This is a genomic window from Bacteroides sp. 3_1_23 (assembly GCF_000162555.1).
In the GTDB taxonomy this organism is placed as follows: domain Bacteria; phylum Bacteroidota; class Bacteroidia; order Bacteroidales; family Bacteroidaceae; genus Bacteroides; species Bacteroides ovatus.
In genome coordinates, this window is the sequence record NZ_GG774954.1 from 409208 (window position 1) to 418993 (window position 9786).

Consider the following 9786-nt stretch of genomic DNA (forward strand, 5'->3'; position numbering starts at 1 on the left):
ATGACAGCTTTGAACAATTGGATAAACGTATAGCCGATGCCATATATGCATACAATTATGTTAGACCGCATCAAGGCATACAAATGAGAACTCCGATGGAATATATTCGTAAATGCAGTGGAAAGGTAGCTGAAGTCCCGCTCGTCGGGACGGGTGCTCCCGCCCCTTGCCGCTAGGGCGATCCCCGAGCGAAGAGTTTTTGTTATTTAATGAAAGTTTACAGCCCGAAGTCTTGCACTTATAAGAGAAGATACATAATTTTGCAAAATATCTAAAATGACAACTTATACAGGAATTACAAAGGGACAAGTAAACTTATTTAGGTTTTAAAAAATATTGAGTAAACGAACTTAGGTATAACAAGCGAAGTTGTCAACTAAATCCAGTACAGTACAGACCCTATGGAGAAACTGTAGTGTCCCGCCTTAGAAACTCTCGTTTCCTGCCGTGGAAACTGTAATTTCTAATGCCGGAAACGACAGTTCCCCGCCTGGAAACGGGAAGTTAATGTATACAATAAACTTTTGCACCCATGGAGAATTGGCTTTGCAAGGCTTATACTGTGTGGCAGATACTTTGATCTGCAACCTATCTGCAACAGTATCTGCAACGTTACAACTATCTATTAACTAGTGTATTACACGCGTTTGGTTGCAGGTGGCAGATGTTTTCATGTTTTTTCAACTTTATAGTAGGAGGATTACGCATCAAAATTAGGGTCGCAACCGTAAGTCATAAAACAAATTCACCTCTGTGTCCTCCGTGTCCTCTGTGGTGAAAAGAAGCATTGAATAAATGAAAGAAGAGCGGTGAATGATAAGGAAATCTCCCGTTCATCCACCGCTCTTTATCTTATATACTGATATAAGCTGAACTCCTAAAAATAAAAAGATTAGATTGAAAGCTCTTTCAATACAGTGACAAGATCTCTCTTGATTGGTTTGTCATTCTTAATAGCCTTGCTGAACGGTACGTAAACGATTTCATCATGTTCGATTCCGATCATTACGTTACGTTGATCTTCCATAATAGCATCGATAGCAGCAGCACCGAGGCGGCTTGCCAGGATACGGTCGTGGGCAGTTGGGCTACCACCACGTTGCAGGTGACCTAAAATCGTCACACGTACATCATATTGCGGATATTCGTTTTTCACACGTTCGGCATAATGCATGGCTCCTCCTGTCAGTTCGCTTTCGGCTACCAATACAATGCTACTGTTTTTTGATTTGCGGAATCCGTTTTTGATAAACTCTTCCAGTTGGTCGACTTCCGTACTGAATTCCGGAATAATGGCAGCTTCCGCACCCGAAGCGATAGCTCCGTTCAACGCAAGGAAACCGGCATCACGTCCCATAACTTCAACGAAGAACAAACGTTCATGTGAAGTGGCTGTGTCGCGAATCTTATCTACGGCATCCAATATGGTATTCAATGCAGTATCATATCCGATGGTCGTATCTGTACCATAAAGGTCGTTGTCAATAGTTCCCGGCAGTCCGATACATGGAACATCAAATTCCTGTGCAAAGATACGCGCACCTGTCAGTGAGCCGTCTCCACCAATGATAACCAAAGCATCGATGCCTTCTTTTTTCATGTTGTCATAAGCCAACTGACGACCTTCCGGAGTCGTGAACTCTTTACAACGTGCCGTTTTCAGGATAGTACCACCCAACTGGATGATGTTACTCACATTCTGACTCTTGAATTCTTTGATTTCACCTGTAACCAGACCTTTATATCCTCTGTATATACCTTTAACTTGCAATCCATTGTAGATGGCTGCACGTGTCACTGCACGTATAGCAGCGTTCATTCCCGGAGCATCACCTCCGGAGGTCAAAATTCCGATACACTTAACTGTTCCCATATAACAATCTCTCATTAATTAGTTTGACGCGGCAAATGTACAACAAAAAGTTGAAAGCAGTGGTTATGAAGTTTTTTTTCGTAAGAAGAAAACATTAAAAATGTTCAAATGACCTTTTTTCGCTTTCCTTTTATTCGTTCATGTTACTTTGCCGTTTCCTTATGTTGCTTTGCTATTATTCTTTGTCAGAATAAAGCTGTTATTCTTTGATGAGCGTCCGAATGTGATTGTAAATCTTCTCCATCAACCATTTAGGAGTAGAAGTCGCACCACATACGCCAATTGAATTTACGTTTTGAAGGAGAGAAGGATCTATTTCTTTCTCGTTATCTATCAAATGTGAATTGGTGTTCACCTTCAAACACTCCTCGAACAGCATTTTTCCGTTTGAACTCTTTTTGCCGCTGACGAAAAATATCAAATCGTGTGTAGCCGCAAATTCCCGAAGCTTAGGCATCCGGTTGGCAACCTGACGACAGATAGTATCATAATATTCGAAAGTCGCCTCCGGTGAAATATGTTGCTTGAAGTATTCCACAATTTCCTGAAACTCGTCCAGTGACTTGGTAGTCTGTGAGAAAAGACGGATGCTTTTGTTTAAATCCAACTTTTTGGCTTCTTCTGCCTTTTCGATGACAATTGCTTTTCCATCTGTTTGACCCACCAATCCCAGCACTTCAGCATGACCGCTTTTGCCGTATATGACAATTTGTTTTTCTTTGTCACTGTCTGCCAGATACCCTTGTCTGATACGTTTTTGCAAACGTAATACTACCGGACAGGTCGCATCGATAATTTCTATATTATTTTCACGGGCAATCATGTAAGTTTCCGGTGGCTCTCCGTGTGCGCGAAGCAATACTTTGGCATTCTTCAGTTGTTTGAATTCTTCCCGGTTGATCGTGATTAATCCCATCGTTTTAAGCCTTTCCACTTCCCGGCTATTGTGTACAATATCTCCGAGACAATAGAGAGTCTCTCCCTTTGCCAACTCCTCTTCTGCCTTATGAATGGCTGTCACCACACCAAAGCAGAAGCCGGAATCTTCGTCTATCTCTACCTTGATCATAAAGCAAATTATTTACTTACCTTATTAAATTGTCCGAAAAGCCATTCCTTTTGCTCTTCAATCGATAAGTGGGTGTTATCCAGAAGCAGAGCATCTTCAGCTTTGCGAAGTGGACTTACTTCCCGGTTCTGGTCGATATAATCCCGTTGTTTCACGTTTTCCAGAATTTCGTCGAAGCTGGCTTCCTGTCCTTTTGCTTTCAGCTCGTCATAACGGCGTTGAGCACGGATTTCGGGAGTGGCGGTTACAAATATTTTCAGTTCCGCATCCGGGAAAACGGTAGTTCCTATATCCCGGCCATCCATGACGATGCCCTTTTCCTTTCCCATTGCTTGTTGCTGCGCCACCATTTCTTCACGTACGAAGTCAAGCGTACTGATAGGGCTCACTTTGGAAGAAACCTCCATTGAACGGATTTTATTCTCCACATTCACGCCGTTCAGATACGTGTCGGGACGTCCGGTTTCTTTATTCAGCTGGAAAGATATACGAATGTTCTTGATTTCTTTTTTCAGTTTCTCCGTATCGATCACGTCTCCGTTGAAAATCCCGTTCTCTATACTATATAAAGTGACCGCACGATACATGGCTCCACTGTCAATGTAAATGTAACCCACTTCGCGGGCAAGATCTTTGGCCATTGTACTTTTTCCACAAGAGGAAAAGCCATCGATTGCAATTGTTATCTTTTTCATATTCAGTTCATCTGATTTGTTCGCCAAAGATACGGTAAATTTGAAAATCAACCATAAGTTTGCCGTTAAAAGGAGCAAGACAAGTACGAAAGAATTAAAAAAGTTAAAAAGCCGGATAAAAAGAGGCAAAGAGGGAAACGAATACATGAAAATGTACTATATTTGCCCGGAGACACATGAAAGGACACTTTTTTTTAATCATTATATTAATAAATTTATGGAAGTTAAAAAATCACCCAAGGCAGACCTGGAAGGCAAGAAGTCTACATGGTTGCTCGTTGGTTACGTGGTAGTTCTAGCTTTCATGTTCGTGGCGTTCGAATGGACCCAGCGTGACGTGAAGATAGATACAAGCCAGGCAGTAGCCGATGTCGTGTTTGAAGAGGAAATTATTCCTATTACCGAAACCCCTGAACAAGCAGCTCCACCACCACCTGAAGCTCCAAAGGTAGCAGAATTGCTGGAGATTGTGGATGATAAAGCTGATATTGAGGAAACAACAACTATTATCAATGAAGATAATCAAGCTCGTGTAGAAGTAAAATATGTGCCTGTACAAGTGGTTGAAGAAGAACCGGAAGAACAGACTATTTTCGAGGTTGTAGAAAATATGCCGGACTTCCCGGGCGGACAAGCAGCTTTGATGCAGTATCTGGCAAAAAATATTAAATATCCGACTATCGCACAGGAAAACGGAACTCAAGGACGTGTTATCGTACAGTTCGTTGTTAACAGAGACGGTAGTATCGTAGATGCGAAGGTTGTACGTAGCGTCGACCCGTATTTGGATAAAGAAGCCCTCCGTGTGATTAATACCATGCCGAAGTGGAAACCAGGTATGCAGCGCGGAAAACCGGTACGTGTTAAATTTACAGTTCCTGTGATGTTTAGATTGCAGTAATTTGTAACACTATAAATGGAGAGGCTGCTTTCGGCAGCCTCTTTTTATTCATTAATTTTTTTATTCATCATGTTTACAGCTTCTCAATTACTCGATAAGATAAATAATCATATTTCTGAAATCCAGTTTACCCGGACGCCGAAAGGACTTTATGAACCGATTGAATATATCCTTTCTCTGGGTGGGAAGCGGATACGTCCTGTATTAATGTTGATGGGATATAACTTGTATCGGGAGGATGTTGCGTCTATATACGATCCTGCCACTGCGATTGAAGTTTACCACAATCACACCTTGTTGCATGATGATTTGATGGATCGTTCGGATGTGCGCAGAGGGAAACCTACCGTGCACAAGGTCTGGAATGATAATACTGCTGTACTTTCGGGAGATGCTATGTTGATTCTGGCATTTCGGTATATGACGGGTTGTCCACCGGAACACCTGAAAGAAGTGATGGATTTATTCAGTTTGACTACACTCGAAATCTGTGAAGGACAGCAACTGGATATGGAATTTGAATCTCGCTGTGACGTTACAGAAGACGAATACATTGAAATGATTCGTTTGAAAACAGCCGTGTTGCTTGCGGGTAGTCTTAAAATAGGTGCAATTCTGGCAGGAGCGACTGCTGAAGATGCAGAAAATCTATATAATTTTGGAATGCATATTGGAGTAGCATTCCAGTTACAGGATGATTTGTTGGATGTATATGGTGATCCGGAAGTGTTCGGGAAGAAGATAGGTGGAGACATCCTCTGCAATAAAAAAACATATATGCTTATCAAAGCACTGAACCGTGCGGATGAAAAGCAGCATGCTGAATTGAATCGTTGGTTGAATGCGGAGGCTTTTCAACCTTCTGAAAAAATCGAAGCGGTAACTGAAATCTATAATCAGTTGAATATCCGCAATATTTGTGAAAGCAAAATGCGTGAATATTATACGTTCGCTATGGAAAGTCTGGCGGCGGTAGCTGTTGCGGAAGACAGAAAAAAAGAACTGAAGAATCTGGTGAAATTATTAATGTATCGTGAAATGTAGTTAAGTATCGGAGATATGCCTTATAGACGACTACCAAATACTGATCAAGCAAGAGTTCGGGCGCTGAAAGCGGCTGTCGAAAAGGGAGAGATGTATAATGTGCGTGACTTGGCTATTACATTGAAGACATTATTTGAAGCGCGTAACTTTTTGCATCGGTTTGAGGCAGCGCAAATTTATTATACCCAGTGCTACGATAATCAGTCGCGTGCCAGCCGTAAACACCAGATGAATGTGAAGACTGCCCGGCTGTATATCTCTCATTTTATTCAGGTGCTCAATTTGGCAGTGCTTCGTGATGAAATCAAGGTGGCACATAAAGAGTTATATGGCTTGCCTGCTTCCAATACCGTACCGGACCTGTTGAGTGAAGCCTCTCTGGTAGAGTGGGGGAAGAAAATAATCGAAGGCGAACAATTAAGGACCACTCAAGGTGGCATACCTATTTATAATCCGACTATTGCACGCGTAAAAGTGCATTATGATATTTTTCTGGAAAGCTATGAACGGCAGAAGAACTATCAGGCATTAACCAATCGTAGTCTTGATGAACTGGCGTCTATGCGTGACCGTGCCGATGAATTGATTTTGGATATCTGGAATCAGGTAGAAGCCAAATACCAGGATGTCACTCCCAATGATACCCGATTAGAAAAATGCCGCGACTATGGACTGATATATTATTATCGCTCCAGCGAAAAAATAAAAGAAGAAAAAGAAATATCATGTTGATCGATACTCATTCTCATCTTTTTGTTGAAGAATTTACCGAAGACCTGCCATTGGTGATGGAACGTGCGCAGAAAGCGGGAGTTTCCTATATTTTTATGCCCAATATAGACAGTACGACCATTGATGCTATGTTGTCGGTTTGTAGGGATTATCCGGGATTTTGCTATCCGATGATCGGACTGCACCCTACTTCTGTCAATGAATCGTATGAACAGGAATTAGCGATTGTTCACAAATACTTGTCGACTTCCCGTGAGTTTGTGGCTATCGGAGAAATAGGTCTTGATCTTTATTGGGACAAGACTTTTCTGAAAGAGCAAATCTTGGTTTTTGAAAAGCAAATAGAGTGGGCGCTGGAATATGGTCTTCCCATTGTAATCCATTCAAGAGAAGCGTTTGAATATATATATAAGGTAATGGAACCCTATAAAAATACCTCTTTGACCGGCATTTTTCATAGTTTTACCGGGACATCGGAAGAAGCGGCGAAATTGTTGGAATTTGAAGGATTTATGTTAGGTATCAATGGAGTTGTAACTTTCAAGAAATCGACTTTGCCGGAGGCATTGACGACTGTTCCTTTAGAGCGCATTGTGCTCGAAACCGATTCTCCCTATTTGGCTCCCGTGCCGAACCGGGGAAAGAGAAATGAAAGTGCCAATGTGAGAGACACACTCATGAAGGTGGCTGATATTTATCAGAGGGATCCGGAGTACGTGGCACAGGTCACCTCTGTGAATGCGCTAAAAGTGTTCGGAATCCGCAAATAAGGTTCGAAAGGTTTTAAATTATATTAATTTGCCGTATTTATTCGAGATAAAAGAGGGAGAATGCTTCTTGAAAAGAAAAAAAAGAATACATTTGTAGCTGAAAATGCTGAAAACTCAGAGGGAGAGATGCTCGAGTGGTTGAAGAGGCACGCCTGGAAAGCGTGTATACGCCAAAAGCGTATCCGGGGTTCGAATCCCCGTCTCTCCGCAGAAATGAAAGAGAGATGAGAAGTAAATACAATAATAATAATCAATTAATTAATCTTAAAAATTAGACACACAATGAAAAAGTTATTTGCAATTGTTGCTGTGATTGGGGCCTTCACTTTTGGCTCAATTCAACTTGCTCAGGCTCAAGACGCTCCTGCAGCAGAACAAACTGAACAACAAGCTGCTCCTGCCGCTGAAGCTACTACAGCTGCTGCTCCTGCTGCAGAAGAGGGTGGTATTCACAAGGAAATCAAAGTTAAATTCATCGAAGGTACTGCATCTTTCATGAGTTTGGTAGCTATCGCTTTGGTGATCGGTTTGGCTTTCTGTATTGAACGTATCATTTATTTGAGTTTGGCTGAAATCAACACAAAAAAATTCATGGCATCTATCGAAGCTGCTTTGGAAAAAGGTGATGTTGAAGCTGCTAAAGACATTGCTCGTAACACCAGAGGTCCGGTTGCTTCTATCTACTACCAAGGTTTGATGAGAATCGATCAAGGTATTGACGTAGTTGAGAAGTCAGTTGTATCTTATGGTGGTGTACAGGCAGGTTACCTTGAAAAAGGATGTTCTTGGATCACACTGTTTATCGCAATGGCTCCGTCACTCGGATTCTTGGGTACTGTAATTGGTATGGTGCAGGCATTTGATAAAATCCAGCAGGTAGGTGATATCTCTCCGACGGTTGTTGCAGGTGGTATGAAAGTTGCCTTGATTACAACTATCTTCGGTTTGATCGTAGCATTGATCCTTCAGGTATTCTACAACTACGTACTTTCTAAAATTGAGGCTCTTACAAGTGAAATGGAAGATTCTTCTATCTCTTTGCTTGATATGGTAATCAAATATAACTTGAAATACAAAAAATAATCTAAAATGAGTAAGTTAACATATAGAATATCGTATTACGCACTGTATGCGATGTTTGCTATTATTCTGATCGTTATTGGCTTGTTCTTCTTAGGAGGAGATGCCTCGGGCGATGCCTTAATTCCGGGAGTAGATCCCGAAATGTGGCAACCGGCTCAAACAGACGCCTTACTCTATCTGATGTACGTTTTGTTTGGCTTAGCCATTGCAGCCACTGTTATTGCTGCTGTATTCCAATTTGGTGCAGCTTTGAAGGATAACCCGGCAAATGCCATCAAGTCTTTACTTGGTTTGGTTCTTTTAGCTGTTGTTCTTATTGTAGCTTGGGCAATGGGTGATGGTACACCAATGCAGATTCCTGGCTATAGTGGTACAGACAATGTTCCTTTTTGGCTGAAAGTAACTGATATGTTCCTTTATTCTATTTACATATTGTTGTTTGTGACAGTTGTTGCAATCATTGCGAGTGGTATAAAGAAAAAATTGTCGTAATCAATTGAGGATACTCGATTAAATAAGTTATTAAAATGGCAAAAGGAAAAAGAAAAGTTCCTGATATAAACTCAAGTTCTACGGCGGATATTGCTTTCTTGTTGCTGATCTTCTTCTTGATTACAACATCAATGGATACGGACCGTGGTTTGGCAAGACTTTTGCCTCCACCACCCGAAGATGAAAAGAATGAGAATACCGATAAAATTAAAGAACGTAACATCCTGCAGGTTTATCTGAATAAAGATGATGCTTTGATGTGCGGGAATGATTATATTGGTGTTGATCAGTTGAGGCAGAAAGCCAAAGAGTTTATTGCTAACATCAATAACGCTGAGAATATGCCGGAAAAGACACAAAAAAATGTCGATTTCTTTGGTACTACTCTTGTTAATGATAAGCATGTAATTTCTTTGCAGAATGACCGCGGGTCTTCTTATCAGGCATATATAAGTGTGCAGAACGAATTGGTAGCTGCATACAATGAATTGAGAGATGAGTTAGCTCAAGAAAAGTTTGGGGTTACTTACGCTGAACTGAATGATGCACAGCAGAAAGCTGTTCGTGAAGTTTATCCGCAACGAATTTCTGAAGCAGAACCTAAAAAATACGGAGAAAAAAGAAGTAAGTAATGGGAAAATTTAATAAGACTGGTAAACGTGAAATGCCGGCATTGAATACTTCTTCGTTGCCTGACCTTATCTTTACCTTGTTGTTCTTCTTTATGATTGTAACAACGATGCGTGAGGTAACATTAAAGGTGCAGTTTACACTTCCGCAAGGTACTGAACTCGAAAAACTGGAGAAGAAATCACTGGTAACATTCATTTATGTAGGGGAACCTACACAAGAATATCGCGCGAAAATGGGTACTGAAAGTCGTATTCAGTTGAATGACAGTTATGCTGAAGTGGGTGAAGTACAAGACTTCATTTTTCAGGAACGTGCGAGTATGAATGAAGGCGATGCTGCTAAGATGACTGTGTCTCTGAAAGTAGATCAGAAGACAAAGATGGGTATTGTTACTGATGTAAAAAATGCTCTTAGAAAATCTTATGCTTTGAAGATTAACTATTCGGCTACGAAACGTGGTGAGAAGTAATTAGTTAATTCAATATATATAAAAA

Annotated in this window: 11 protein-coding genes and 1 tRNA gene; 9 read left to right on the forward strand and 3 right to left on the reverse strand. The window is 41.0% G+C overall.

Features of this window, described 5'->3' with window-relative positions; genetic code table 11:
- Positions 1-892 precede the first annotated feature (892 nt).
- The 3 genes from pfkA to cmk form a co-directional block, all read right to left on the reverse strand.
- Positions 893-1873 carry a 6-phosphofructokinase gene (pfkA, locus tag HMPREF9010_RS07260; protein ID WP_004297914.1) on the reverse strand — a complete coding sequence of 327 codons (981 nt, stop codon included), beginning with the start codon at positions 1871-1873 and terminating at the stop codon, positions 893-895.
- Between the two features lie 199 nt (positions 1874-2072).
- On the reverse strand, positions 2073-2942 hold the full coding sequence (locus HMPREF9010_RS07255) for a 4-hydroxy-3-methylbut-2-enyl diphosphate reductase (protein ID WP_004312427.1): 870 nt from the start codon (positions 2940-2942) through the stop codon (positions 2073-2075).
- 8 nt (positions 2943-2950) lie between these two features.
- The gene (gene cmk, locus HMPREF9010_RS07250; RefSeq protein ID WP_085931522.1) at positions 2951-3637 is read right to left on the reverse strand and encodes a (d)CMP kinase; all 687 of its coding nucleotides are present in this window, start codon (positions 3635-3637) and stop codon (positions 2951-2953) included.
- Positions 3638-3854: 217 nt separating this feature from the next.
- Here cmk and HMPREF9010_RS07245 point away from each other — a divergent pair, with 217 nt between their 5' ends.
- The 9 genes from HMPREF9010_RS07245 (at position 3855) to HMPREF9010_RS07205 (ending at position 9761) form a co-directional block, all read left to right on the forward strand.
- Positions 3855-4538, forward strand: a complete 684-nt coding sequence (locus tag HMPREF9010_RS07245; protein WP_004306792.1) for an energy transducer TonB — start codon at positions 3855-3857, stop codon at positions 4536-4538.
- 69 nt (positions 4539-4607) lie between these two features.
- Positions 4608-5582, forward strand: a complete 975-nt coding sequence (locus HMPREF9010_RS07240; protein ID WP_004306794.1) for a polyprenyl synthetase family protein — start codon at positions 4608-4610, stop codon at positions 5580-5582.
- A gap of 15 nt (positions 5583-5597) precedes the next feature.
- The gene (locus HMPREF9010_RS07235; protein ID WP_004297925.1) at positions 5598-6314 is read left to right on the forward strand and encodes a hypothetical protein; all 717 of its coding nucleotides are present in this window, start codon (positions 5598-5600) and stop codon (positions 6312-6314) included.
- Complete coding sequence (locus tag HMPREF9010_RS07230; RefSeq protein ID WP_004327306.1) at positions 6308-7084, forward strand: TatD family hydrolase; 777 nt, start codon at positions 6308-6310, stop codon at positions 7082-7084. The genes HMPREF9010_RS07235 and HMPREF9010_RS07230 overlap by 7 nt, the downstream gene beginning before the upstream one ends.
- Before the next feature lie 120 nt (positions 7085-7204).
- Positions 7205-7292 (forward strand) — tRNA-Ser (locus tag HMPREF9010_RS07225).
- A gap of 74 nt (positions 7293-7366) precedes the next feature.
- Positions 7367-8167, forward strand: coding sequence for a MotA/TolQ/ExbB proton channel family protein (locus HMPREF9010_RS07220; protein ID WP_004312432.1), 801 nt, complete (start codon positions 7367-7369; stop codon positions 8165-8167).
- A 6-nt stretch (positions 8168-8173) separates the two neighbouring features.
- Positions 8174-8659, forward strand: coding sequence for a hypothetical protein (locus HMPREF9010_RS07215; protein ID WP_004297929.1), 486 nt, complete (start codon positions 8174-8176; stop codon positions 8657-8659).
- A 35-nt stretch (positions 8660-8694) separates the two neighbouring features.
- Positions 8695-9291, forward strand: a complete 597-nt coding sequence (locus HMPREF9010_RS07210) for an ExbD/TolR family protein (RefSeq protein ID WP_008650302.1) — start codon at positions 8695-8697, stop codon at positions 9289-9291.
- Positions 9291-9761 (forward strand): ExbD/TolR family protein, encoded by a 471-nt coding sequence (locus HMPREF9010_RS07205; RefSeq protein ID WP_004297931.1) that lies wholly within the window; start codon positions 9291-9293, stop codon positions 9759-9761. The genes HMPREF9010_RS07210 and HMPREF9010_RS07205 overlap by 1 nt, the downstream gene beginning before the upstream one ends.
- Positions 9762-9786: the final 25 nt, after the last annotated feature.

Excerpts from the sequence above, each read along its gene's own strand:
- HMPREF9010_RS07245 (WP_004306792.1), top strand. The coding sequence starts at position 3,855 with ATGGAAGTTAAAAAATCACCCAAGGCAGACCTGGAAGGCAAGAAGTCT.
- pfkA (WP_004297914.1), bottom strand. The coding sequence starts at position 1,873 with ATGGGAACAGTTAAGTGTATCGGAATTTTGACCTCCGGAGGTGATGCT.
- HMPREF9010_RS07240 (WP_004306794.1), top strand. The coding sequence starts at position 4,608 with ATGTTTACAGCTTCTCAATTACTCGATAAGATAAATAATCATATTTCT.
- HMPREF9010_RS07235 (WP_004297925.1), top strand. The coding sequence starts at position 5,598 with ATGCCTTATAGACGACTACCAAATACTGATCAAGCAAGAGTTCGGGCG.
- HMPREF9010_RS07205 (WP_004297931.1), top strand. The coding sequence starts at position 9,291 with ATGGGAAAATTTAATAAGACTGGTAAACGTGAAATGCCGGCATTGAAT.
- cmk (WP_085931522.1), bottom strand. The coding sequence starts at position 3,637 with ATGAAAAAGATAACAATTGCAATCGATGGCTTTTCCTCTTGTGGAAAA.
- HMPREF9010_RS07255 (WP_004312427.1), bottom strand. The coding sequence starts at position 2,942 with ATGATCAAGGTAGAGATAGACGAAGATTCCGGCTTCTGCTTTGGTGTG.
- HMPREF9010_RS07230 (WP_004327306.1), top strand. The coding sequence starts at position 6,308 with ATGTTGATCGATACTCATTCTCATCTTTTTGTTGAAGAATTTACCGAA.
- HMPREF9010_RS07215 (WP_004297929.1), top strand. The coding sequence starts at position 8,174 with ATGAGTAAGTTAACATATAGAATATCGTATTACGCACTGTATGCGATG.
- HMPREF9010_RS07220 (WP_004312432.1), top strand. The coding sequence starts at position 7,367 with ATGAAAAAGTTATTTGCAATTGTTGCTGTGATTGGGGCCTTCACTTTT.
- HMPREF9010_RS07210 (WP_008650302.1), top strand. The coding sequence starts at position 8,695 with ATGGCAAAAGGAAAAAGAAAAGTTCCTGATATAAACTCAAGTTCTACG.